30 protein-coding genes are annotated in these 24205 nt (G+C 62.5%); 15 read left to right on the top strand and 15 right to left on the bottom strand.

All coding sequences use genetic code 11. The annotated features are described in order from the left end of the window. A partial coding sequence (locus AB0H22_RS24970; protein WP_358149938.1) for a DUF5313 family protein occupies positions 1-95 on the bottom strand: 95 nt, incomplete at its 3' end. Positions 96-322: 227 nt separating this feature from the next. On the opposite strand from AB0H22_RS24970, the gene AB0H22_RS24965 reads away from it, so the two are divergent. The 3 genes from AB0H22_RS24965 (at position 323) to AB0H22_RS24955 (ending at position 2542) form a co-directional block, all read left to right on the top strand. Then, positions 323-796: a hypothetical protein gene (locus AB0H22_RS24965; RefSeq protein WP_358149926.1), complete on the top strand. Its 474-nt coding sequence runs from the start codon at positions 323-325 to the stop codon at positions 794-796. Positions 797-906: 110 nt separating this feature from the next. Further along, entirely contained in the window at positions 907-1590 is a 684-nt protein-coding gene (locus AB0H22_RS24960; protein ID WP_358149924.1) for a phosphatase PAP2 family protein, read from the top strand. A 1-nt stretch (position 1591) separates the two neighbouring features. Then, positions 1592-2542 (top strand): cytochrome c oxidase assembly protein, encoded by a 951-nt coding sequence (locus AB0H22_RS24955; protein WP_358149922.1) that lies wholly within the window; start codon positions 1592-1594, stop codon positions 2540-2542. 110 nt (positions 2543-2652) lie between these two features. On the opposite strand, the gene AB0H22_RS24950 is transcribed toward AB0H22_RS24955, so the two are convergent. Together AB0H22_RS24950 and AB0H22_RS24945 are read right to left on the bottom strand one after the other, a co-directional pair. Next, on the bottom strand, positions 2653-2811 hold the full coding sequence (locus tag AB0H22_RS24950; protein WP_180750265.1) for a DUF6307 family protein: 159 nt from the start codon (positions 2809-2811) through the stop codon (positions 2653-2655). 79 nt (positions 2812-2890) lie between these two features. Then, positions 2891-3136 (bottom strand): hypothetical protein, encoded by a 246-nt coding sequence (locus AB0H22_RS24945; RefSeq protein WP_358149920.1) that lies wholly within the window; start codon positions 3134-3136, stop codon positions 2891-2893. 425 nt (positions 3137-3561) lie between these two features. Here AB0H22_RS24945 and AB0H22_RS24940 point away from each other — a divergent pair, with 425 nt between their 5' ends. After that, positions 3562-4119, top strand: coding sequence for a DUF5994 family protein (locus AB0H22_RS24940; RefSeq protein WP_358149918.1), 558 nt, complete (start codon positions 3562-3564; stop codon positions 4117-4119). Between the two features lie 21 nt (positions 4120-4140). Here the strand turns inward: AB0H22_RS24940 and AB0H22_RS24935 are convergent, their stop codons facing one another. Then, positions 4141-4905, bottom strand: a complete 765-nt coding sequence (locus AB0H22_RS24935; RefSeq protein WP_180750266.1) for a DUF2127 domain-containing protein — start codon at positions 4903-4905, stop codon at positions 4141-4143. 69 nt (positions 4906-4974) lie between these two features. Here AB0H22_RS24935 and AB0H22_RS24930 point away from each other — a divergent pair, with 69 nt between their 5' ends. Continuing rightward, positions 4975-5742 (top strand): polysaccharide deacetylase family protein, encoded by a 768-nt coding sequence (locus AB0H22_RS24930; protein ID WP_358149915.1) that lies wholly within the window; start codon positions 4975-4977, stop codon positions 5740-5742. On the opposite strand, the gene AB0H22_RS24925 is transcribed toward AB0H22_RS24930, so the two are convergent. After that, positions 5739-6593: a phytanoyl-CoA dioxygenase family protein gene (locus AB0H22_RS24925; RefSeq protein ID WP_358149913.1), complete on the bottom strand. Its 855-nt coding sequence runs from the start codon at positions 6591-6593 to the stop codon at positions 5739-5741. The two genes, AB0H22_RS24930 and AB0H22_RS24925, sit on opposite strands and share 4 nt — an antisense overlap. Positions 6594-6639: 46 nt before the next feature. Here AB0H22_RS24925 and AB0H22_RS24920 point away from each other — a divergent pair, with 46 nt between their 5' ends. Both AB0H22_RS24920 and AB0H22_RS24915 read left to right on the top strand, forming a co-directional pair. Then, complete coding sequence (locus AB0H22_RS24920; RefSeq protein WP_180750269.1) at positions 6640-7218, top strand: TetR/AcrR family transcriptional regulator; 579 nt, start codon at positions 6640-6642, stop codon at positions 7216-7218. Positions 7219-7264: 46 nt separating this feature from the next. Beyond that, positions 7265-7699, top strand: a complete 435-nt coding sequence (locus tag AB0H22_RS24915) for a hypothetical protein (protein ID WP_358149911.1) — start codon at positions 7265-7267, stop codon at positions 7697-7699. Between the two features lie 14 nt (positions 7700-7713). Here the strand turns inward: AB0H22_RS24915 and AB0H22_RS24910 are convergent, their stop codons facing one another. Then, the gene (locus AB0H22_RS24910) at positions 7714-8499 is read right to left on the bottom strand and encodes an MBL fold metallo-hydrolase (protein WP_358149909.1); all 786 of its coding nucleotides are present in this window, start codon (positions 8497-8499) and stop codon (positions 7714-7716) included. A 32-nt stretch (positions 8500-8531) separates the two neighbouring features. Further along, positions 8532-9776: an oxygenase MpaB family protein gene (locus tag AB0H22_RS24905; protein ID WP_358149907.1), complete on the bottom strand. Its 1245-nt coding sequence runs from the start codon at positions 9774-9776 to the stop codon at positions 8532-8534. A 113-nt stretch (positions 9777-9889) separates the two neighbouring features. Here AB0H22_RS24905 and AB0H22_RS24900 point away from each other — a divergent pair, with 113 nt between their 5' ends. Both AB0H22_RS24900 and AB0H22_RS24895 read left to right on the top strand, forming a co-directional pair. Then, positions 9890-10495 (top strand): TetR/AcrR family transcriptional regulator, encoded by a 606-nt coding sequence (locus tag AB0H22_RS24900; RefSeq protein ID WP_180750275.1) that lies wholly within the window; start codon positions 9890-9892, stop codon positions 10493-10495. A 44-nt stretch (positions 10496-10539) separates the two neighbouring features. Further along, positions 10540-10971 (top strand): PPOX class F420-dependent oxidoreductase, encoded by a 432-nt coding sequence (locus AB0H22_RS24895; RefSeq protein ID WP_358149905.1) that lies wholly within the window; start codon positions 10540-10542, stop codon positions 10969-10971. Positions 10972-10974: 3 nt separating this feature from the next. Here AB0H22_RS24895 and AB0H22_RS24890 read toward each other — a convergent pair whose 3' ends face one another. After that, positions 10975-11418 (bottom strand): nuclear transport factor 2 family protein, encoded by a 444-nt coding sequence (locus AB0H22_RS24890; RefSeq protein WP_358149903.1) that lies wholly within the window; start codon positions 11416-11418, stop codon positions 10975-10977. A 94-nt stretch (positions 11419-11512) separates the two neighbouring features. Between AB0H22_RS24890 and AB0H22_RS24885 the strand changes: the two genes are divergently transcribed. Continuing rightward, a complete protein-coding gene (locus AB0H22_RS24885; RefSeq protein ID WP_180750278.1) occupies positions 11513-11848 on the top strand; it encodes a YnfA family protein in 336 nt (111 codons plus the stop codon). Beyond that, the gene (locus AB0H22_RS24880; RefSeq protein ID WP_358149901.1) at positions 11845-13104 is read left to right on the top strand and encodes an amino acid permease; all 1260 of its coding nucleotides are present in this window, start codon (positions 11845-11847) and stop codon (positions 13102-13104) included. Before AB0H22_RS24885 ends, AB0H22_RS24880 begins: the two co-directional genes overlap by 4 nt. On the opposite strand, the gene AB0H22_RS24875 is transcribed toward AB0H22_RS24880, so the two are convergent. The 6 genes from AB0H22_RS24875 to AB0H22_RS24850 are packed head-to-tail and all read right to left on the bottom strand — an operon-like array spanning position 13079 to position 18025. After that, positions 13079-14077 (bottom strand): cation diffusion facilitator family transporter, encoded by a 999-nt coding sequence (locus AB0H22_RS24875; protein WP_180750280.1) that lies wholly within the window; start codon positions 14075-14077, stop codon positions 13079-13081. The two genes, AB0H22_RS24880 and AB0H22_RS24875, sit on opposite strands and share 26 nt — an antisense overlap. After that, the gene (locus tag AB0H22_RS24870) at positions 14074-14466 is read right to left on the bottom strand and encodes a metalloregulator ArsR/SmtB family transcription factor (RefSeq protein ID WP_358149899.1); all 393 of its coding nucleotides are present in this window, start codon (positions 14464-14466) and stop codon (positions 14074-14076) included. Before AB0H22_RS24870 ends, AB0H22_RS24875 begins: the two co-directional genes overlap by 4 nt. Before the next feature lie 60 nt (positions 14467-14526). Next, positions 14527-15195: a cation transporter gene (locus AB0H22_RS24865; RefSeq protein ID WP_358149897.1), complete on the bottom strand. Its 669-nt coding sequence runs from the start codon at positions 15193-15195 to the stop codon at positions 14527-14529. Beyond that, positions 15195-15518, bottom strand: coding sequence for a winged helix-turn-helix domain-containing protein (locus AB0H22_RS24860; protein WP_358149895.1), 324 nt, complete (start codon positions 15516-15518; stop codon positions 15195-15197). The genes AB0H22_RS24865 and AB0H22_RS24860 overlap by 1 nt, the downstream gene beginning before the upstream one ends. Before the next feature lie 44 nt (positions 15519-15562). After that, positions 15563-17365, bottom strand: coding sequence for an amidohydrolase family protein (locus AB0H22_RS24855; protein ID WP_358149893.1), 1803 nt, complete (start codon positions 17363-17365; stop codon positions 15563-15565). Between the two features lie 30 nt (positions 17366-17395). Beyond that, positions 17396-18025: a TetR/AcrR family transcriptional regulator gene (locus tag AB0H22_RS24850; RefSeq protein ID WP_180750285.1), complete on the bottom strand. Its 630-nt coding sequence runs from the start codon at positions 18023-18025 to the stop codon at positions 17396-17398. Positions 18026-18143: 118 nt separating this feature from the next. Between AB0H22_RS24850 and AB0H22_RS24845 the strand changes: the two genes are divergently transcribed. The 4 genes from AB0H22_RS24845 to AB0H22_RS24830 are packed head-to-tail and all read left to right on the top strand — an operon-like array spanning position 18144 to position 23361. Next, positions 18144-19466: an NAD(P)-binding domain-containing protein gene (locus AB0H22_RS24845; protein ID WP_358149891.1), complete on the top strand. Its 1323-nt coding sequence runs from the start codon at positions 18144-18146 to the stop codon at positions 19464-19466. After that, entirely contained in the window at positions 19463-20377 is a 915-nt protein-coding gene (locus tag AB0H22_RS24840; RefSeq protein ID WP_180750287.1) for an alpha/beta fold hydrolase, read from the top strand. The genes AB0H22_RS24845 and AB0H22_RS24840 overlap by 4 nt, the downstream gene beginning before the upstream one ends. Further along, complete coding sequence (fadD1, locus tag AB0H22_RS24835; protein WP_358149888.1) at positions 20370-21956, top strand: fatty-acid--CoA ligase FadD1; 1587 nt, start codon at positions 20370-20372, stop codon at positions 21954-21956. The genes AB0H22_RS24840 and fadD1 overlap by 8 nt, the downstream gene beginning before the upstream one ends. A 58-nt stretch (positions 21957-22014) precedes the next feature. After that, positions 22015-23361, top strand: a complete 1347-nt coding sequence (locus AB0H22_RS24830; RefSeq protein WP_358149886.1) for a DUF222 domain-containing protein — start codon at positions 22015-22017, stop codon at positions 23359-23361. On the opposite strand, the gene AB0H22_RS24825 is transcribed toward AB0H22_RS24830, so the two are convergent. Beyond that, entirely contained in the window at positions 23358-24017 is a 660-nt protein-coding gene (locus AB0H22_RS24825) for a TetR/AcrR family transcriptional regulator (protein ID WP_358149885.1), read from the bottom strand. The two genes, AB0H22_RS24830 and AB0H22_RS24825, sit on opposite strands and share 4 nt — an antisense overlap. Positions 24018-24205 lie beyond the last annotated feature (188 nt).

Below are 24205 nucleotides of genomic sequence, written 5' to 3'. Positions count from 1 at the left end.
AGGTCATTGGCCACCCAGTCACGCATGCTGTCGGGCAGGCGCTTCCCATATGAGTAAGCGATGTACTGCCATGCGGTGGGCCGGTCGGCGGCCATTGGCAACTCCTGGTGGTTCGTTGGCCGGTTGAGACTCGAGAAGAATTCTAGTCGCAGCAGGTCAGGGGTGTTCAACTGCCTTGAGCCTGAACTTCTGTACGCAATGTCTATTTTTTTGCCAAGATAGATGGATGGATGTCCCACAGAGCGACCTACCTTCGCTCGTTGACTCCCTGCAGTTGAATTCCGCTCCTCCTCAGCGTCCGCCACGGCCACCCTCCCCGGCCGTGGATACGTCGACGCCGATCGGACGCGCCGTCGCGGGCTTCTATCTTGCCTTCGAGGCAGCCGACGACTCCGACAGAATCCGTGAAGCGGCCGACTGGCTGGACCGGCAGAATGCGCTTCTTGAGGGGCGCACGCCACCCGTCGACAATGCACCGGAATCCCGCCGTAAATACCTCGCATTGGCCAGCGGAATCATCGACGTGGAGAAGATCCGTCGCCGCGCTGGACGCCGATTGCGTGACATCGACACTACCGCCGCACACACTGCGGAACTCCTCAAGCAGTGCTCGGTGGGCCGCCCCTCAGACATCGACGGCGCCGTCGACGGCGCTACCCGACATGAACGGATTGTCATCAGCGTCACCGCTGTACAAATGATCAATAGTCAGACCCGGGCGGTCCTGGCCCTCGGCGAAGCAACAGCCGCCATGACCGTCGACGAATGGTTGGCAAGCCACGGCCTGACGGATTGATCGGACGCCGCACCCTTAACCGGCTGCTCTCCGATGCTTCTTCCCACAGCTGATTCGCAGGTAGGGGTCTTAGCCTGACTCGTCGGTCCGGAAACGACGAGAAGGGCACGATGACTTTCAGTTTGAGAAACTTTCGACCCGAAAGGACGAGCTCGCGAGCGGCCGCGGTCCTGGCCGCCGCGCTGTTGACGGTCTTCGCGGGGCTGGCGGTGATAGCGCATCGTTACGGCTCGGGCACCGGCATCGACCACCGCACGCTCGCCTGGATGGTCATTCACCGGCGCAGTTGGCTCACCTCGGCCGCTGTCGATGTCACCGATATCGGAAGCCCATCCGCGATATCTGTCGCGACAGTTATTGCAACACTTGCAATCTGGCGTTCGACACACTCGATGAGAACTGCGGCCACGGTGGCTGTGGCGGTTGTATCAGCGTTCTGCCTTGCGGCAGTGACGAAATGGGCTGTGGGAGAACACCGTCCACCCAGTAGCGCTCAACTGGTCGCGGAAACAGGTTGGTCCTTTCCCTCCGGACACGTCACGGGCACCACAGCTCTTGTCGGGATGTTGGCCGTAGTCATCGCTCACCACCACAGCGGCTGGAGACGGCTGGCAACACTGTTGACGGCGGTGATCGCGGTGATGTTGGTGGCCTCAAGCCGTCTGTATCTCGGAGACCACTGGATGGTCGACGTCCTGGCTGCAATCGTGCTGTCGACTTCAGTGGTGACGATTGCGGCCGCAGCCCTCAACCTGACCGGGACGCGCACCCGATCCCCCTATCCCATCGCCTGAGATGTTCTCACCCGCGGAGCCTCTTACCTGGGCAATGGCTTGGCGTGCATGGCACTTCGATGTGGCCGCGGCGCTGTGCGTTGCATCGGTGGGCCTGGGATACAGCTGGGCCCTGGTCCGGGCCCGGCGCCACCAACCAGATATCAGTGCCGTATGGACGATTGGCTTCTTCTCCGGAATCGGATGCTGGGTGCTGGCGTGTATGAGCGTGATCGGCGTCTACGCGCACGTGCTGTTCTGGATGCGGGCATTGCAGGTTGTCTTGCTGCTGCTGGTCATACCGTTCTTTCTGGCCGTCGGTCGACCCGTGACGGTTGTACGCAACGCACTGCGCCCAATAGACCTAGACAGATTCGACAGAGCACTGTCCTCGATACCCGCGCGGGCGTTGACCCACCCGCTCACGACCTCCCTGGCCATGTTGGCCACGCCATGGGTGCTGTACCTGACGCCCTGGTACACGGCGTCGCTCACGCACAGTCTGCTCGCCGCGGCGACACGAACATTGTTGGTATTGATCGGGTTTACGTACTTTTATGCGCGCCTTCAAGTAGATCCAGTACCCCATAAATATCCACAGCCGATATCGCTGGTGATCAGCGTCGCCGAAACCATCGGCGACGGCGTACTAGGCCTGGTGCTGTGGCAGGGTTCGCTGGTTGCCCCGGCCTACTACCTGGCGCTACACCGCGCATGGGGCCCAGATCTACGCACCGATCAGACCATCGGCGCGGGCGTCCTCTGGATCTTGGGCGATGTCCTGGGGTTGCCGTTCCTCCTGTTGCTCATGCGGGCACTATCCGCAGACGACAAGGCCCACGCCGCACAGATTGACGCCGAACTCGACCAGGCCTCATCGGCCCTCGAAACCTCGGCCCCGCGAGATCCGGGACCGTCCTCACTCTGGTGGGAGAACGATCCGCAACTGCGGGACCGGTTCGGAGGGCGCTGACATCATTCTTGAAGACAGTCCAGACAGGTTCTCAGAAATCCTGAAATTCCCTTGAGATGACCTGCATCTCGTAGTAGTTGCCCGTTTGAATGGATCTTGACGTGGCAGTGCTAACGGACCTTTTCGGGAATCGAGGCCAGCGCGCGCAAAACCTCGACCGCCGCTTTGTTGGCGAGATCGTTATCGAGCGTTGAGGACGCCATCAGCGCCTGGGTCACGAGTTCAACGCGCTTTTCGTAGGGAGTCTGGAACGTGATCGTAGAAGTCATGATCTCTGTCCTGTTCAGTCAAGCCTGTTCGAGCACCGTAGTGGTGCTCGGCCTGACACCCTCTACGCTACGCCAGCGCTTACGCGGTCAAGTCGGTCGTATCGATATTGGGCGGTGAGACCCTTCCCGCCGTCAGCATGTTGCGGCTGTCGCGCAGTCTCCGTACGTCATGCTCGACGCAGCCGATCCGTTCGGCCGCAAGGTCAACCGGGATCGATCCATCAAGCAGAATGTCCCACTCTTCATCCGAGAACGTTGGCTCAATCTCCCACGGTGCGTGGTCCCATCCCGTCTCGGTCATTCCGGTAAACATGTCGTCCTTCATCACGCGTCCTTCATCAATGTCATCAGGAAGACTCGGTACGAACAGAGGCTCCCCGGTCGTTGCAACTGCAGTACAGGATCTGCAGCCCTCGCCCCCTTGCGATATGTGCCTTTGACACTACCGGCGTGACACAGGGCAACCGTCGCCGCAATGTGAACACTGGATGCGGATATAGGTGCGTTGGGTCACAGTTACCGGTTTTGCGCGCCTTGGGTCACGGATGTCTTTGCGAGGCTTCGTTTTAGCGGTGCAATCAGTCCGGGAAAACAGCCACCCGACGACCCTTTCCTTGCTTCCTACTTCTTCCTGCAGCAGGTCGGAGTAGGCTGGAAATCACGACGATATTTTGGTACTCGCTCATCCATTGGACGCGACCGCGTCGAGGTATTCGACTCCGGGTCTGGGGCCGAGATGAGGAGCGTCAGATGACGCATCGAGTGTTTTCAAAACCACGAAGCGGATCGGCTGTTCGTCTTCGTTTGAAGCCGAAAGCGCCCTCCACTGGGCACGTAGACGGCGCATGGTGGCCGTACTCCAAAGACTTGACGGTGGAACTGCCTCAGCTACTCAGAGTCCTCAGCGTTCGCTTGGGTTCGATTGACCGAGTTGGTTATCGCGTTTCAGAATGGATGTCAGGCTCGCGGCGCATGGTGTTTCCCGACAATCTGGCGCGTCTGAACTGGTCACTCCACCAGCCTTGTAACACCATCAGCATCCAGGGAGAACACGGGGCCTTTCTGAGCCTGTTGGTCGTTCCCCCTGAGACCGAACCGCTCATCGCCCATAACACCATGATGAACGCAGCCGCCCCGGGTAATAGAGCGACCGTCGCTCGGTTGCTGTCTGTGGACGCCCCGGATCCACGGGTGCAGGCCGACTCGTTCGCAGCGCAGAACCGGTGGGACTCGGAAGGCGGTGCCCAGGACGTCGAGCACTACGGTCGCTTCAAAGCCACAGTGAATGCGGGAAGCACCCGTGTCTGAACATCGAGTTCAGCCGTGGCCCTAGGGATCTGCCGTCAACGCCGCACGCTCGACGCTCAGCAGACTTTCGGCACGATGTTCGTCTTCGTAGGCTCTACCGCCACCGTTGAGTCCGAACAGCCTCTTGCTCCACAGCAGCCAGACCACCGCCACGACATTCACCAGTAGCGCCAAAACCCTGAGAACAGTTTGCTTCTCAATGAGCTCATAAACCTCGAACGGCAAAAAGATGCTCGTCGCGACTACCGCGAAGTATTCGCCCCAACGCTTCATCAGCCACAGGCCGATGGCCTCGACGAACTCGATCGTGGCATACGCGGCAAGACCCACCGCCACCCACATCAGCGTCGAAGAAGACAGCGAGAATGCCTCGCCGATATGGCGAATGATCTTGGAATTGTCCGGGTTCCAGCCGATCTGGTTGGCCAACGGACGTATCAGCGGTAGGTCCTGTTCGAAAACCTGTTGGAGATGTTCGCGTGCGCCGCGAACTTTGACCACGCCGACGGCCAGCAGCACGATAACCAGACCCCGGAACACACGCTCGACGGCCAGTAGCCGCATCAGGGTCCGGTCGCGCAGCAGCCGCCCACGTGGGATCTCGGGTGCCGTATCGGCCGGGCCTCGATAGCGCGGCTCCCCCACCACGAACGTCTCACAACGCAAGCATCGCCAGGCCTCCCCAGCAGGCGTGTCGACCCTCAGTCGTTCGCGCAGCTGTTGTTCCTCGGGTGCGAATGTCGCATGCCCTCGCAGACCGCACGATCTCAGAGCAAAATTGATCACGGGGAAACGTTAGCCCGACACCACCAGCAGCGCCGCGGGATGTCCAGGTTGCGGCGCTACCCTGTCGATGTGTTCGACCGCCGTCGGTTTCTGACACTGTTGGCAGGCGCTGCCGCAGTAGGTACATCTGTCCTCGAATCCGCTGCTGCGGCCGCCGACCCCGGCACGTCAGCCGGGGCGAGCGGTCCGGCTGGGCCGGCGCGGGTGCCGTTGCCTGGCGGCGGCGCCTTGACCGCGCTGCCTGCCCGCACCGACGGCCAGCGGTTGCTCGCATTGACCCTCGACGACGGAACCGATGCCGACGTGATCGCCGCCTACACCCAGCTGGCGCGTGATACGGGAATTCGCTTGACCTACTTCGTCAATGGCGTGAACGCCGGCTGGACCCAACATGCTCGGCTGCTTCGTCCACTGGTCGACAGTGGCCAGATCCAGTTGGGCAATCACACGTGGTCTCATCCGAATCTGACGACACTGACCGCCGAGCAGATCGCTGACCAACTGACCCGCAATACCAAGTTCTTGACCAACACCTACGGGGTCAATCCAGCGCCGTTCTTCCGGCCGCCATACGGAAAGCACAACGCGGCAACAGATTCGGTTGCGCAGAGCCTGGGCTATGGACCGCCGGTGCTCTGGTATGGATCACTATCGGACTCATCGGTCGTGACCCCGCAGTACATCGTGGATATGGCCCGCAAGTACTTCAATCCGCAGGCAATCGTCATCGGCCACCTCAACCACCCTCCGGTGACCACCGTCTATCACCAGCTGCTCGACGTCATCGGAGAACGGCAATTGCGCACGGTGACACTCAACGACGTCTATCAGCACTAGAGAGGCTGCGCGCCCGGATCGAGCAGTCGTTTGGGGTGCATACCGTCGACCTGGCCGATGAACGGGGGATGGATGCTGTACCCGAGCATGCGTCGAATGTCCTCTGATACCGCGCGGACGGTATCGCGAGTCATGGATAACGTGAACGCCTCCTGCGGGCGCAACCACGGCTCACAGTACTGAGCCGTCAGCGCCAGACGCGCGGCATCGGATCGATTCGCTCCGCCGCCATGCCATAGCGTGCCAGGGAAGAACACACAGGACCCGGCCGTCATCACCACGGGTTTGCGCCCGGCCTCGTCGGGCCTACGATCCCCCCAAAGATGGCTACCCGCAACGATATCGGTGGCACCGTTATCGGCGGTGAAGTCGTCGATCGCCCAGATTGTCGCCGCGCCCAAGGCTGCGCGGGGCCGCGGGATCGGATAGAAGCCGTCATCGGTGTGCAACATCTGCGCCTGCTCGCCGGGCTGAATATTGATCACCTGCAGCATCGACAACAGATAGTTGGGCAAGAACAGTCGATCCAACAGAGCCAGCACCCGGGGATGATCCGCGATCCGATCGCAAGCGCGCGTCTTGTTCAGCACGCTGTACACCCGCTGCGTGGTGTGTCCCTCAAATTGGTTTCGGCCAGGTAGATCTAGCAGCGGCACAACGGCTTCCCGAACCTCACCAAGTTCTTCTGCGGTAAGCAGATCGCGCAATATCACGTACCCATCGCGCTGTAACGCCGCCAAATCCACTTCCACGACGGCCGGATCAACGGACTCGCCGCCGCTTGCGGTCCGTCGGTACGTTCCGGCCAGATCACCATTCAGATCCATCAACGACGTCACTTCTGTGCTCATCGCGACTCCTCCAACATAAGATAATTATGTTTTGTACGATCACATCGTGGCACGCACCTCCGCCGGACGTCAACAACTCATCGACGCAGCCCGCGACGAACTCGTCCGCGGGAGCGGTCTAATGGACCTGAGCGGCTTGACCCGCCGAGCGGGCCTGAGCACTGGTGCGCTCTACCATCACTTCGGGTCCAAAGGCGGATTGCTCGCAGTCATTTACGACGAGTTCTACGAGGGCCTCGTCCACGCAATCTCCGACGAACATCTGCACATGGACACCGATTGGCACGTCCACGAACAGGAACGCACTCGCCGATTCGTCGACTATCACGTCGCAGACCCGCTGGCCCCCGTCCTGCTCAATCGGGCCGCCCTCGACCCACAGCTCGCGGAGCTGGAGGCCGCCTATCTTCAGCGCATCAGCCACAACGCCGCCAAGAACATCCGCCGCGGCCAGAATGTGGGTCAGTTACCCGCTGACATCGACGCCGACAGCGCCGGCGCCTTCATCATCGGCGGCATCCGACACGGTATCGCCCAGCAGCTACGCATCACCCCACTCCCCGACCCAACCGAGATCACCGAACGACTTTGGCGCCTCATCGGTGCGGCGCTGGGCGCGACGTAACTCCGAACTCCGGCCAGATCGACGGCACATGAGCGATAATCCGAGCATGCGTTCGTTACCTATCGGCGGTGCCGCCGCCCTCGCCCTGGCCGTTTTCGGCGCCGGGCTCGCCACTTGTCCGATAGCGATGGCAGCACCGTCGGGTGAGGTAGCGCTCTGTTTTGATGGCGATGTGCGCGTCAGCGCCTGGCAGGCGAGCCAGGCCGATGAGCGACGCGAGCTGATTCCCGGCACGATCAACATGAACGCCACCGACGGGCTGGCCGGACCCAAACAGGCCTACTTCCACTGGCGAAACCTGACCACCGGCGCCGTCGGTGAGGCGCACGGCGACGGTAGCGGCACGGCGGGAGCGTCGACGTTCTACGTCGTCACCGGCCCCGGCCAGGTTGAGATCGCCACTGACTACGGCGGCCGGTCCGGCTCGTTCTGGAGTGACGAGAACGTCGCTCACTGCACCGGAACGGTCACCGTCGTCTAGCTCTTGGTTGCCGCTCAAACACCTTCCCGCACAAGCCGCGCGAATGCCGCGCTGTCGTGACTGCAGAAGACGGTGACGTCCTCGGCGTGATCGGCAACGAGATCGGTCAGCCTTCGCATGTTCCGCAGTTGCGCACGCGGGTGACTCGGATGGGCGGTGATCATGTGCATCGCCCTGCTCGCGGTGGTCAGCGGGCCGGTGCCGATCGCATGTGGCTCGGTATAGGCGTCACCGGCGTGCAGCAGCCAGCCGTCTCCGGTGTCGATGGCGATGCCGACATGGCCACGGCTGTGGCCGTACAGCGGCACCACCAAGATCTCCGACGGCAGCCCATCCAGGTCGCGAACGGCGTCGAAACCGAACCATGGTTCACCGCCATCGAGGTCGTTGACCCGCCAATTGACTCCGTGTCCACACAATTGCTCAGTGCGGTAACGGATTCGATCGACGGTGGTCGGCTGCCTGCTGGCGCGATGCTCGGGGCCGTGCACGTGCACGGTCGCCCACGGAAAATCTGCAAGGCCACCGGTGTGGTCGTAGTCCAAATGAGTCAGCAGAATGTGCCGCACATCAACTGGGTCGTATCCGAGCGCCTCGATCTGCCGCACCGCCGTCTCCCCCTCGCGTAGGACAGGCCCGACAATGCGTCGCGTCCAACCGAGTATTCGGGGATTCCGGACGCAGGTAACACCGAACCCGGTATCCACCAGCACCAGGCCGGAGCTGGGCGTCTCCACCAACAGACAATGGTCAACGAATCCGAATGCCATTGTGCCGCAATTGAGGTGGTGTACCTTCATCAGGCCGTCCTCACGTATCGCCGGCGCGCGTGTTACGGCCGAGCGTACTCCAATATCGACTTGGGTCGGGTGCGTTCGATTGCGGCGTCCAAGATCTGACTTTGCCGACGTTCGAACCGCGCCCGCGCGGCGGGGCTAAGCCTTCTGACACCCGCGGCGGCAAGGTTGTACACCGTGAAAAACGGAACCACCAATAACAGCGGGCTGGGCGCGGGAAGGTCGAACTTCTTGCGCTGACGTCCATACGCAATACCGGCAATCTCGGCGTGAAATCGGCGGAAGGCCCATCGCAACGTGCCAACCAGCGGTCCCGATCTCGGCAGTCCATAGACCTCCGGCACGGCGTCCAGGGTCGCGTGCGTCAAATGGCCGGTGTGGTGGTCGCTGCCACCGTCAGTCAGCAGGATCAGGTAGGCCAACCGAGCCAGCTCGGTGAGCGAATCCACCTGCAGCTCCGGCCGCACCCCCATGAGATGACTTTGATACCGCCACAGGTGTAGCACCGCCTTCAGGTCCGCAGGTGAACCAATAGCGCCAAATGCGACCAGACTGAGCGAGCCCGCGAGGATCGGCACCCATCCCGCCGCGGTTTGCGCTTGTCCGGCAGGACAATCCAACGCATCATCATCCCAGTCCGCTGCCCGCCGCGCCCCTTGACGGGCGTAGGCGTGGATGAGTCGGACCCGCACGGTGGCCTTGAACCCGTCGCCGAAGCGATCCATACCGCCGGGACGTCCGCACGAGAACATCCACGATGCCGCATCGACAAGCCTGGCTGCGGAGGCATTATCGACGCCACCCGCACGTGCCAAGAGCTCGTTTCCGCCCCGTTCGTTGAGAAAGCTGGCCGGCAACGTCACCGCGAGCGACCCAACGAACGACAGACGGACGGGAGTGTCCCGCAACGCCCGCTGTGCCCGGGCGATCTTGCGGAAGTCGACCCAATACGGGGTGCTTTCGGCCTCTCGGATAAAGGCCACCAATTCGGGCAATGGGTCCTCGACCGTCTCGATCCCGTGATCGAGCGCATCATTGAACTGCTTGCGTCCCAATCCTTTCGGAAGTGTGCTCATCGCGGCGACGAGATCATCGGCCAGCGCGTCCCCCATTTTGGTATACGTACGAAAGGTGGCCAGCTGCGCCTCGGTAGGACGGGCCCCCACCCAGTCCAGGAAGCGCATCAACTCCCTGGACGGCACTCCAATGCGATCGAACACACGCCGCTCCAATGCCGTAACACTCGCCGAGGGCTCCATCGCTGGTGCGGTCACGGTCATGTTGTCGCTCCCTTGCCCATTCACAAAATAGACCAATTGATCTGGTTTTGAGATATATGCTGCACCCCTCAGCCCGATTACACAAGAGGGCATTCATAATTCGGAGGTATCCGGTGACCGAGCGTCGCTCCCAGCCGCAACGCCGGGAAGAGACCACCCGAAAGTTGTTGGACGCCACCATCGAATCCATCATGGAGGTCGGCTACGCGGCCACTACGGTCCGCAACGTCACCGAACGCGCCGGCGTTTCGCTCGGCGCACGGAGCCATTTCTTCCCACGCCGCATCGATATGGTGATCGCCGCTCTTGATCAGCTCTGCGATGACCGGCTCACCGCCGCACGCGACGCGCTCGCGGATATCCCCACCGATGACGCCGCACGGCTTCGGGCGCTGCTGGACATGATGTGGCAGGACTACACAGGTACAAGCTTTGTCGCCGGCATGAAGCTGTGGGTAGCGGCAGCTGACGACCCGGAACTTCACGAGCACCTCGTCACCAGCACCCGGAAACTCAGCGAGGCATTGCTCAGTCTCTATATGGAGGCTGTTGGCACGGACCTGCTCCGCATCCCCGATATCGGCGAACGGCTGAGCATGGTCAACGATCTGCTCACCGGACACGCCTTCCGCCGAGCCTTTGAGCCGCTCGACCAGCCTTCCCCCTCAATCGATTGGCCGAGCCTGCGTGGACAGTTGGAACATCTGATCCTCGGCTGACCGCGCCGAGGAATAGCCGGCGCAGGTCCGCCGTTCGTTTCGGCATGGCGACCGAACAGTTCGATCCGCATGCGCTTCTTGCCGATAGTCGTATCGGCGTCCTCGCGACCATCAAATCGAACGGAATACCGCAGCTCTCCCCCGTCACCCCGTTCTACGACCGCGACAACGGCGTCATCTACGTCTCGATGACGGATGGCCGTGCCAAGACCGTGAACCTTCGCCGCGATCCTCGCGCCGCATTAGAGGTCACCAGCTCGAACGGATGGGCCTGGGCTACCGCCGAGGGAGACGTCTCCCTGACCGGACCCGGTACCGATCCGCACGGACCAGAGATCGAGGCGCTCGTCGACTACTACCGCGGTGCGGCCGGTGAGCATCCCGACTGGGAGGAGTACCGATCGGTCATGGTGTCGGACCGACGCGTCCTCATGGCGTTGAAGGTCGAACGCGTGTACGGCGAGAAACTGCGCTGAGCCTCAGACCTGACCCGTCGCGTCGTAGACCCAGCTCATATCGGCGCGCGCGAAGTCTGTCATCCAGGACGCCGGCGCGAAGTTCGTCAACGCGCCCATATCCCAGTAGTCCTTCCACAGCGTGATCTTCCCGTCGACCACCCGGTGCACGGTGGCGAAGGGGAGCACCGCCCGCTCACCGGTCGACCAGGTCCAGGTCTCGGAATGCTCGTACATGACGTCTTGCCCGTCGGCCAGGAGGAGCCCGTCATGATTCTCGTAACCCTTCAGCGGCCCCAAACCGATCTTGAGTCGCTTGACGATGTCCTCCGGTCCGCGCGCTGCGGCAGCGGGACCAACCGGTACATCGAGATAGATGCAGTCTTCGTCTAGAAAAGTCTTGACCGCCTCCCAGTTCCTGTCCGAAAGCGCGAGCCACATACCGAGGACCACTGATGCTGATGACATCCCCATAACTTTCCTTCCCCCGAAGTGCAACGAGTCGAGATCCTACGATCTGCACACCCGGTGTGGGTCCGATACGGGCGATTAGGCTCGCCGCATGCACGTCGCCAAATCGATCCTTCTGTTCGCTGCGGCCGCGGTTCTGGAAATCGGTGGCGCCTGGCTCATCTGGCAAGGCGTGCGCCAACACCGCGGCTGGATCTGGGCGGGAATGGGTGTCATCGCGCTGGGTGCCTACGGATTCGTGGCGACCCTGCAGCCCGACGCTCATTTCGGCCGAATCCTGGCGGCCTACGGCGGTGTGTTCGTTGCGGGGTCACTGCTGTGGGGAATGGCACTGGACGGGTTCCGCCCGGATCGCTGGGATATCACCGGCGCACTCATCTGCCTGGTTGGGGTCGCGGTCATCATGTACATGCCCCGGGCCGCATGAGCACCGACCCACCCGACTCGCTGCGGCGGGAACTGGGCACCTTCGACGCCGTCATGATCGGGTTGGGCTCGATGATCGGCGCCGGAATCTTCGCCGCCTTAGCCCCCGCGGCCCAGTCGGCCGGTTCCGCCTTGCTCCTCGGCCTGGCGGTCGCCGCGGTGATCGCCTACTGCAATGCGACATCCTCGGCCCGACTGGCCGCGGTGTATCCGGTCTCAGGCGGAACCTATGTGTACGGCCGCGAACGTCTCGGCGAGTTCTGGGGATACCTCGCCGGATGGGGATTCGTCGTCGGGAAGACCGGATCCTGCGCGGCCATGGCATTGACGGTCGGCTTCTATGCGTGGCCGGCGCATGCACACGCCGTCGCGGTGGCGGCAGTGGTGGCACTGACTGCGATCAACTATGCGGGAGTACAGAAGTCGGCATGGGTAACGCGCGTCATTGTGGCGATGGTCTTGTCGGTGCTGGCCGCAATTGTGGTGACGGCATTCGGCTCCGACGGCATCCATTTCACAACGCTCGATATCACCGACGCGTCGATCGCCGGGGTTCTGCAGGCCGCCGGTCTGCTGTTCTTTGCATTCGCCGGGTATGCCCGCATCGCGACCTTGGGCGAGGAGGTTCGCGACCCCGCGCGCACCATCCCCCGTGCCATCCCAATTGCGTTGGGGATCGCGCTGTTCGTCTATGCCGTTGTCGCCGTGGCAGTGTTGACGACGCTGGGGCCGCTGCGGTTGGCGACGTCCGCGGCCCCGCTGCTCGACACCGTCACTACGGCAGGCGTGCAATGGATGGAGCCGGTCGTGCGGATCGGTGCCGTCGTGGCGGCCGTGGGCTCGCTGCTGGCTCTCATCCTGGGAGTGTCACGCACCACCTTCGCGATGGCACGTGATCGCCATCTGCCTCATGTGCTGGCGACGGTACATCCCAAATACGGAGTGCCGTACCGTGCCGAACTTGTTGTAGGTCTTGTGGTTTCGACTCTGTCGGCTACTGCCGATCTGCGCGGAGCGATCGGATTCTCGTCCTTCGCGGTGCTGATCTACTACGCGGTGGCCAATGCGTCGGCGTGGACGCTCTCCCCTGCCGAGGGACGCCCGCCGCGCATCGTTCCCGTGCTCGGTCTGCTCGGGTGCGTGGTCGTCGCCCTGGCGCTGCCGCTGCCGTCGATAGTCTGGGGCACCGCCGTATTGGCGTTGGGCGTCGTCGCCTACGCCCTCCGTCGCATCAGTGACCCGGATAGGCGTGGATGAGGGCGGTGTCGAGCTTTGGAACCGCATGGGTCAGTTCGTGTTCGGCGCCATGGGCGATGCGGTGCGCCTCGGCAAGGCTGATATCCGGGTCGATATCGAGCTCGGCATCCGCATGTAGACGATGTCCAATCCACCGCAACCGCACGCTCCGCACGGTCCTCACCCCGGGCTGAGCCGCCAGCGCCGCTTCGGCAGCCTCCACCAACACCGGATCTACACCGTCCATCAACCGCCGGAACACATCTCGCACTGCCGTACGCAGTACTACGAGAATCGCAGCGGTAATCACCAGCCCAATAATCGGGTCTGCCAACGGATAACCGAGCGCCACGCCGCCTGCGCCCAGTACCACCGCCAGTGAGGTGAATCCATCCGTACGAGCGTGCATACCATCGGCAACAAGTGCGGCCGAGCCGATCCGGCGGCCCACCCGGATCCGGTAGATGGCGACAAGTTCGTTCCCGATGAAGCCGACAACACCCGCCGCCGCCACCCAGCCCAGTTGGCCGATCTGCACCGGATGGATGAGACGCATTACCGCCTCATAGCCGGCCACCGCGGCCGACAGCGCGATCATCGATACGACAAACAGGCCCGCCAAATCCTCGGCACGCCCAAGTCCATAGGTGTAGCGCTTTGTCGCCGCGCGCGTTCCCAGCGCGAAGGCTATCCAGAGGGGAACCGCGGTGAGCGCATCGGAGAAGTTGTGGATGGTATCGGCCGCGAGCGCCACAGAGCCGGATACCACCACGATGACCACCTGAAACGCGGCCGTCAACAACAGTGCCACCAGGCTGATCTTGACGGCTCGAATCCCGGCCGCGCTGGAGCTCAACGCGTCGTCGATGCTGTCGGAGGCGTCATGGCTGTGCGGGGAGACGATCTCCGCGAGCATTCCCCTCAGACCGACGGCATGATGGTGCTCATGGTCATGGTGATCATGATGCGCAGGCGCATTGCGGGTATGACTCATTGTTTGCCAACTTGTCTCGCGGCGCCAATGGTCCGCAGCGGCACGTCAGAGCGGTGATGCGGCGGGACTCCCGGACCTGCATGCTCGGCGTTGTAGACCGCGTCCGTCACCAGCTGCTCGACATGTTCGTTCTCGAGGCTGTAGTAGACGGTGGTGCCATCGCGACGGGTCCGGACTAGCCTGGCCATCCGCAACTTGGCCAAGTGCTGCGATACAGACGGCGCCGGCTTGCCGACGCTGTCGGCCAGCTCATTGACCGACAGCTCACCGCCGGTAAGTGCCCATAACACCCGGACCCGGGTGGTATCGGCCAGCATTCGGAACACCTCAACGACCAACCCGACCTGTTCGTCGCCCAGCGCCGACCTATCAGCATTCAAACGCCCCATCGCGGACGCTCCTTATCGCATATCTGCATTGATACGCAGATAATAGACCACGAACGGGCATCAGTGCTCGCAGCAGCCGCATTCCTCGCCGTCGGCCTTCGCCGATTCCGCAGTAAGGATTGGTGCACAGCATGATTCGCCCTTCCAGGCGTTCATTCCTTCGCGGACCGCGATGGCCGCAATGACCAGGGCCGCGATTGGGTCGGCCCATGACCACCCGAACAGGGTGTTGACGAGCAGCCCCACCAGCAGCACCGCGGAGAGATAGGTACACAGCAGCGTCTGCTTGGAATCCGCCACCGCCGAGAGTGACCCCAGCTCGCGGCCGGCCCGGCGCTGCGCCCACGACAGCACCGGCATGACCGCCAGGCTGACCGCGGCCAGCACGATCCCGATCGTCGAATGCCGGGCCTCACCGAATCCGGTCAGCGACCGGATCGACTCCACCGTCACATAGGCGGCAAGTGCAAAGAACGAGAACGCGATCACCCGAAGCGCGGCCTTCTCGCGCGTTTCCGGATTCTTGGCATTGAACTGCCATGCCACGGCTGCGGCCGACGACACCTCGATGACCGAATCCAAGCCGAAACCGATCAGGGCCGTCGAGGACACCCGAGCCCCCTCGGTGAGGGCGACGACCGCTTCTATGACGTTGTAGGTGATGGTCGCCGCGACGAAAAGCCGAATCCGTCCCCTGAGCACGTCTCGACGCTGCGTTGTCAGCACCATCAGCAGCATTCCTCGTCAACCGGGCAGCAGGACGGATCCACCGCAAGCACCAGGTCAACAAGGTCGCCGAGAGCATGAGCTATCCGCTCATCGGCCAGCTCGTAGCGGGTGCGCCGGCCCTCGGGAATGGCAACGACCAACCCGCAACCGCGAAGACAGGCAAGGTGATTCGAGGTGATCTGTCGAGATACCCCAACCTCCTCGGCAAGCTCCGAGGGATATCCGGGCCGCGATCGCAGACTTAACAGAATCGCGGTACGCGTCGGATCCGACAACGCGCACCCGAACCTCGTCAAGGCATCGCGATGAACCAACGTCTCCATGAATCCAGATAGTACATCCAAACCTGTATTCAGATCCAGCTGTACTAACCGGCGATGCCGACCTCGCCATGGCTGATGGCCGTCGCCTTCTCCCCCGCCCGCAGGAAACTTCCGGTCCGTCGCGTGCCCAGCACGCCGGTAGGTTGTCCGTCGACAACGACCATCCGGCCACCGATCAGCACCGCGCTGACGGTTGCGTCGTTGCGATTGACCATCCGCGACAGGCCCCCGTACGCATCGACGGACTGCTCGGCGTACTCGGTGAGCGTTCCGTCGAGCTTCTCCGGATCGACCACGAAAAGGTCTGCGCGGTCACCGATCCGGAGGTGCCCGGCATCGATCTGGTACCAATCCGCGAGCTCACCGGTCAGCCGGTGCACGGCCTGTTCGATGGTCATGAACGGCTGCCCGTCCTGCTGCGCCTCACGCACGTGACGTAACAGCCGAAGCCCGAAGTTGTAGAAGGCCATATTCCGCAGATGGGCGCCGGCGTCGGAAAAGCCGATCTGAATACCGGGATCCCGCGCCAGCTGTTTGAGCACCTCGGGGCGATGGTTCGAAATCGTGGTCCGCCAGCGAATGGCCGTGCCGTGTTCGAGCACCAGATCGAGGAACGCGTCGACCGGGTGCAGGCCACCGCGATCCACGCCGACCTGTCCGAAGGACTTGCCGACCACCGACTCGTCGGGGCACGCGACGATCTCGGCATCGAAAAAGTCTCTGTGCCAAACCCTTACGCCGAACTTACTCTCGTACTCCTTCCGAAATCGGCGGCGGTACTTCTCGTCGCGCAGCAGCTCATTGCGCTCGACCTCGGTGCGCAGGTGCAGCGCCGCGGCCCCCGCACCGAACTCTTCGAATATCACCAGATCGATACCGTCGGCGTATACCTCGAACGGCACGGGCAGATGCTGCCAGCGGAAGTTGCCACCCAGCCTGTTCACCACCTTGGCGACCGGCCCCATCGCCCGGATCGCATACGGGTTGGCCTTGATATCGGCAGCCGAGAGCAGGGACGTCGACAGTCGCTTGCGCAGGATGCCCAACGACTGGACGGCCTGCGACAGCACATTGAACGGATTGTTGATATCCGGTCCGGACTGCAGTGCCCGATTCCTTTGGCGTAGCTGAGCTTTCAGCTTACGCAACTCGCGCGGCTTGGCATACGTGGAAGGCAACGTCCTGGACCGGCATACGTCGCCGTCAAGCTTGTCGAACAACAGCTGCTGAGACGACATACCGACAAATCCGGCGTCCAGCGCCTCGGTCAGCCACCGGTCCATCTGCGCCTGCTCACTGGGTGTGGGTCGTTCGGTTTTGCGGGTAGCGCGGTCCAGCCCCATCACCGCCGCACGCATATCCGAATGCCCCAGGAAGGTAGCAATATTCGGCCCGAGCGGTAGCGACTCCAGGGCGGCAATGTATTCACGCGCATTCGTCCATGTCTTGTTACGGTCGACGGCCCCGATCACGTGATCGCGCGGTATCGCCTCCACCCTGCCGAAGATGTCTCCGGCGTCGATACCGTTGACATGCACGACAGACAGCGAGCAGGAACCGAGCAACACCGTCGTCACACCATGCCGAACCGACTCAGACAGTGCCGGTGCCGCCAGCACCTCGACGTCGTAATGCGTATGGACGTCGACGAGTCCCGGGAGCACCCATTTCCCGGTGGCATCGATGATGTTAGGACAGTTCGTCTCATCAAGGTCATCGGCCGAGATCACGGTGATATGACCATCCTTGATGCCGATATTCCGGACGGCAGACTCGGCACCCGTCCCGTCGAACCATCGCCCGCTTCGTATCACCGTGTCGAACCGGGCGTCGCTATGGACAGTCATCTCAATTTCCTGCCTGTTCTCGGAATATGGCTATTTCACGGGCGCAATGCGAAGCGCCGGTAAGACATAACGGCGGAAATGTCGGCGCAACGAGGCCGGGTCATCCGGGTCAATGCAGTTTCCAGGGACACTCCCCAGGCTGATCATCACGCGGGCGATCCACTCGCTGGCTTCCTCGACTTCGGTACGGGCATGGATCTCTCCGGCGTCACGGGCCGCCTCCACATATGGCCGCCAGAACCCGGCGAGATCAGGCACCAGGCCCTGCACGCCCGCGCCCGCGCATGCCGCGAACTCCTCGGGCTCGCGCACACGCAACCGCATGAGCAGGGTGCCGGGATCGTCATATGCGCGGCGGCCGATCTTGACGCCTGCCACCAGCTGCGCCTCGAATCCCTCGATTGCCGATAACTCGGCGGCGGACTGTGCCCAGCTGATCTCGATCAGCCGGATGATCGCCGCACCCACCAGCGTCTGCTTGTCCGGAAAATGGCGATACAGCCAGGAGCGGGAAACCCCCGCTTCCTCGGCCACATCGGTCATCGTGGACGCGCGAATACCCTTGTCGGCGAGGAGTTTTTCGGTGGCATCCAGCAGTCGCGCGGTCACCGAATCGCCATCGGCCTCAGCTATCGAGCCTTCGTCGAACACCGCAGTCATGCCCTCAATGTAGACAAGACGTGGACACATTTCAAGATCTGTGTACACTCCGAATGCACAGATTTACGGAACTGTTCACAGGCGACCGCACCGCCGCGGCCGTACCTCAAGGAGTGCCATGACCCGACCCCATACCGCGATCATTGGTGCCGGCATCAGCGGACTCACCTCCGCGAAGATGCTGTCCGATTACGGAATTCCCCACACATGCTTCGAGACATCGGACCGGATCGGCGGAAACTGGGCATTCGGCAATCCCAACGGCCACAGCAGCGCCTACCGCTCCCTACACATCGATACCTCGCGGCATCAGCTCTCGTTCCGTGACTTCCCGATGCCCGACAGCTACCCACATTTTCCCCATCACACACTCATCAAGCAGTACCTCGAGGACTATGCGACAGCCTTCGATCTCAAGCGCGATATCGAGTTCCAGAACGGCATCGTCCACGCCGAGCGGCTTCCGGACGGCGGATGGGAACTACTGACACAGACCGGCGAACGTCGAATGTTCGACCTACTCGTCGTCGCCAATGGGCATCATTGGGACCCCAGGTATCCGGACTTTCCGGGCACGTTCACCGGCACCACACTCCACTCGCACCATTACATCGATCCGCGCACTCCCCTGGACTTCATGGACAAGAGAATCCTCGTAGTCGGTCTCGGTAACAGCGCAGCGGACATAGCGGTTGAGCTGTCCTCACGGGCCACCGGAAACACCGTCACCCTCTCTACCCGGTCGGGTGCCTGGATCGTCCCCAAGTACGTCGCCGGGCAGCCCGCCGATAAGTATTTCCGCACCAGCCCGCACATCCCGATGTCGTGGCAGCGCAAGCTGTTTCAGATGATGCAACCGCTCATGTCCGGACGGCCGGAACAGCTGGGGCTGCCGGTGCCGAATCACAAATTCGGCGAGGCACACTTCACTCAATCCGTGGAACTCCCTTTGCGACTTGGGTCGGGCGACATCATTCCCAAGCCCAACATCAGCCGCCTGGACGGTGACACCGTGCACTTCGAGGACGGCACATCCGCCGACTTCGACGTGATCATCTGCGCGACCGGATACAACATCACGTTCCCGTTCTTCGACCCGGACCTCGTCAGCGCGCCGGGGAATCGGATCGACTTGTACAAGCGAATGTTCAAACCCGGCCTTGATGACTTGATCTTTGTCGGCCTGGCACAGGCGGTTCCGTCGTTGTTCCCGTTCGTCGAATGTCAGGCGCGGCTGGTGGGCGCCTATGCCGCGGGTAAGTATCGGCTGCCCTCGGTCGACGAGATGCACGACGTGATCGAGGCAGAACATCGCAAGTACACCGGGCACATGCTGGATCGCCCACGGCATACCCAACAGTTGGATTACTTCCTCTACGAACACGATATGAGAACCAAGGAGATTCCCCGCGGATTCGCGCGGGCGGGAGGTGCGGCATGAACCGCCAGAACATCCGATTCAGCAGCCACGGAATCGACTGTGCCGCATGGCTGTACCATGCGGAAACATCCGAGGAATCGGCGCCCGTCGTGGTGATGGCACATGGAGTGGGCGGCACCAAGGACTCGGGACTGGAGCCGTTCGCCGAGCGGCTAGCCGAGGCGGGCATGCACGCGCTCGCATTCGACTATCGTGGCTTTGGGTCCTCCGACGGCTTTCCCCGTCAACAGGTTTCGTTTAGCCATCAGATCGGCGACTATCACGCCGCGGTGAGCACGGCCGCCCGCCTTCCTGGCGTCGATCCGACGCGAATTGTCCTGTGGGGTGTATCCCTGGCCGGTGGTCATGTACTGGCGGTTGCCGGTTCGCGTAACGACGTGGCCGCCGTCGTGTCGGTTACTCCACTGGTGGACGGCATCGCAGCGGCACGATCCGCAATGAGCGAGCACAGCGGCGCCACGCTGCTGCGTTCTGCGCTGGCCGGGATTCGCAGCCGGGTGGGTCGCGAGCAGCGCACCATCCCCATCGTCGGACGTCCGGGCGAGCTGGCGGCCCTGACCTCGGATGGGTTCTACGAGGCGCATATGGCGATCGCCGGCCCCACGTGGCGCAATGAGATCGACGCGACGGTGGGCACTCAGCTCGCTTCGTACCGTCCCACCCGATATGCCGCGCGCATCAACTGCCCCACCCTGGTACAGATCGCCGACTTCGATCGGGCCGCGCCGCCGCATGCCGCCGCGAAGGCCGCATTCAAGGCACGCGCGGAAGTGCGCCACTACCCGTGCGATCACTTCGGCGTCTATCAAGGCCAGGAGTATTTCGATTCCGTCGTTTCACACCAAATCGGCTTTCTGACACGTCATCTGGGCGTCAAGTCTGCGTCGTTGACCGAAACAGTCCATGGCTGAGACCATTCAGCAGCTGGTCCGCGCCCGCGCCAACGATGACAACACCGCTCTGGTCTATCGGAGTCGGAAGTGGACCTGGCGTGAATACGTGACACAGGCGTCCCGCCAGGCGACTGCACTGATACAGATGGCCGATCCAGATCGTCCGCTGCACATTGGCACTCTGCTGGGCAATACACCCGCGATGGCTATCGCGGTGGCCGCCGCCGCCCAGGGTGGATACATCCTGTGTGCCATCAACAACACCCGCCGCGGCGACGGGCTGCTCCGTGATATCCGCAAGGCGGACGTGCAGATCCTGCTCGTCGACGATGACCATCTACATCTGCTGGAGTCATTGGACCTCGCGGACGTTCGGGTGATCAACATCGACGGTGCGGATTGGCATGCACAGGTATCTATGGCCGGTGAGCTGCGACCCTACCGGACTGCCGAGGCCTCCGATCCGTTCATGATGATCTTCACCTCCGGGACGAGTGGTGATCCGAAAGCCGTTCTGGTGACGCATATGACGGTTCTCATCGCGGCCCAATCCCTGGTCGCCCGGTTCTCGCTTTCCCCTGCCGACGTCTGTTATGTCTCGATGCCACTGTTTCATTCGAATGCCGTTCTGGCGGGATGGGGGGTTGCAGTCGCGGCGGGAGCCACGCTAGCCCCCGTGAAGTTCTCGGCATCACGCTTCCTCACCGACATCCGGGAGGTAGGCGCAACCTACATGAATTACGTGGGCAAGCCGCTCGCGTACGTACTGGCCACCGAGGCACGGGCGGACGATGCATCTAACCCACTGCGGGTGGCATTCGGAAACGAGGCTTCCGAACACGACATCGCTGAGTTCGCACGACGATTCGATGTCACGGTGTACGACGGATTCGGATCGACAGAGAACGCTGTCATCATCACCCGGGAGGAGGGCACCCCCACCGGATCCATCGGTAAGGGGTTCCCCGGGGTCGCGATCTACGACCCCGACGCGCTGACCGATTGTGCCGTGGCCGAATTCGACGCGCATGGGATCTTGGTGAACGCCGACACCGCGGTCGGCGAGTTGGTGAATACCCAAGGAGCGGGCTTCTTTTCCGGGTACTACAACGACGAGGATGCCACCGGTGAACGCATGCGCCACGGCATGTATTGGTCGGGTGACCTTGCCTATCGGGACGCCGATGGCTGGATCTACCTTGCCGGACGGACAAGCGACTGGATGCGAATAGGCGGCGAGAACCTGGCCGCCGCACCCATCGAGCGCATCCTGCAACGACATCCTGCGGTGAGCCAGGTGGCCGTGTACGCCATTCGCGGTGCGCACGGCAGCGACGAAGTGACCGCCGCGCTGGTATTGCGGGATTCGTTCACTCCTTTGGAGCTCACTGAATTTCTTGCCGCGCAGGAGGATCTGCCCGGGGTCGGCTGGCCCCGGCATGTCCGCGTGGCGAAGAGCCTTCCCTGCACGGCCACCAACAAGATCCTCAAACGCGCACTGGTTTCGGCAGGTCTTGACGCAGGAGACGACGAGCTGTGGCGCCGGGAGGAACGTGGTGCGGAGTACTACCCCCTCGAGGCACTGTTACCAGAGTGACTAAAGGTATTTGCTAAATCCCTTGCCCAGGTGGCCCTCTCGCAGTATTGTCGAACGTATGTTCGATGCACTGGGGGATCCCGCTCTGATCGACGTGATCACCGTATCTCAGCGCGCCGAAGCCCAACACGCTTCGCGTCGGCTCTCGGCGATTGGGGTTTTGGTGGATCGTCATGCCGATCCCGATCGGGAGGATCCGCGGGATCGGTTCGCGGTGGACCGCTGGGATGAGGTGGCCGCACAAGTGGCCGCCGCTCAGGGCATCACCCACGCGTTGGCCTCCCACCAGATGCGCTACGCCTACGTGCTGCGGCACCGCCTGCGCGCTGTGGCCGAGCGATTCGCCGCCGGAGACATCGACTTTCGCACCGTTGCCCTGATCATCGGACGCACCGAACTCCTCGAAGACGACGCCCTGGTCGCCGCCGTCGATGCCGCGATCGTGGCCGCCCTACCGCGCTGGGAACGCTGGTCGGTCAAACGGATCACCGCGGCCCTGGACGCCCTGATCTACCGCCACGACCGTGATGCGCTGCGCCGCACCAAAACCGCCACCGATGACCGGCACCTCGAGATACGGCCTCTGGACACGGGCGATCCACTCGCCGAAATCTGGGGCGTGCTGCAGACCCCGCACGCCGTCGCCCTCGATAAACGCCTCGATCAACTCACCGCCACCGTCTGCCCCGCCGACCCACGCACCAAAGCCCAGCTGCGTGCCAATGCCATCGGCGCCCTAACCCAAGGCCTCGATCGGATGCGATGCACCTGCACCGACACCGACTGCACTGGACGCGCCGTCGCCGACACCCAGGTCATCGTGCACATGGTGGCCAACCAAGACACCCTGCAAGACCCCGAAAACCTTGAACCGGCCCAGATGTCCGGGTTCGGGGTGATCAACAGCACCCAAGCCCGCCAGATCGCCACCCAACCCGGCACCCGAATCCACACCCTGCACGCCCAGGGCACCGACCGGTACCGGCCCACCCGCAGACTGGACACCTTTGTACGCTGCCGCGATCAGCTGTGCCGCTTCCCCGGCTGCTCACACCCCGCCGAAAACACTGACTTGGACCACAGCATCGCCTACGCCGACGGCGGACGTACCGAGGCCGAAAACCTCAAAGCGCTATGCCGCAAACATCACATGCTCAAAACCTTCTGCGGCTGGCGTGAAATCCAAGAACCCGACGGCACCATCATCTGGAAAGCACCCACCGGACACACCTACCCCACCACCCCCGCCGGCGGGCTGCTCTTCACCAACCTCACCCGAGCCCGCACCCGCACACAAGACCGCCAACGACGCCGCACCACAGAACGAAACCTCAACCGAAAAAGCCGATCGCAACGCCAAACAGCACAGGCCAACCACGCACAAGCCAGCCCGCCACCGTTCTAACCGGCGAGGTAACGCGTTAGCATCGCGGCCAGTTCGTTCTGAAAGCCCGCAACGTCAACGGGTTTCGGTGCAGCCATCAGGTGGTGTACCAGCAGTTCGATTGTTGTGACGACGAGCCTCGCAGCCACATCTTTGTCATCGACGTTCACGTCGGGGTACTGATCGAGGAGTCGCCGCATGTCATCCGTGGCGGCGTGTTGCACCTCGGCCACTTTGTCCATGAGCTCGCGAGAGCGCGGCGCCTGCTCGAGCAGAATTCTGAGAAACTCGGGATCCTGTCGATGGTTGGTGATCGCCGTCTCGACGATGGCGCGGATAACGCCTGCCACCGAGCCGGGCGTCCCGGCTTGCTCGTGTTCGTTCGCCGCGGCGATTCCCGCGTCGAGGTGGCGGGCCGCCAGCTCCACCACGATCGAGTCTTTGTTCGGGTAGTACTGATACAGCGATCCAACGGAGATATCGGCCCACTCCGCAATGCGATTGGTCGTCCCGCGGGCGTAGCCGTACTTGGTGAAAACCTGGACAGCGGCATCGAGAATGCGGTCACGGGTGCGTTCGGACCGACGCTGACGCGGCGCTCGGCGTGGTTGAAGCTGATGCTGATTCGTCGGCACGACACCCTCCTGCTCGCTCGATGCGAAGTCAGCGTAGATCACGGAGCACGTCCAAACGGGGCCTCCCATCCACTCCGGCAAGGCTCCAAACGCGAGTAGCTCCGCTACGACGACGTGGCCCAGCTGGCATAGCCCTTCCACTCAAATGCGAGTAGCGATACACCTCACCAGAAGTCGATAATTGGCCTCCTAGCTGCACAAATAGCACAGCCTGCAGCGAGTTGACCGTT

It is taken from the genome of Mycobacterium sp. NPDC050853, from assembly GCF_040653875.1.
Taxonomy (GTDB): Bacteria; Actinomycetota; Actinomycetes; order Mycobacteriales; family Mycobacteriaceae; genus Mycobacterium.
Note: the sequence above shows the minus strand (reverse complement) of the source record. Positions and strands in the feature narration are given on the sequence as shown.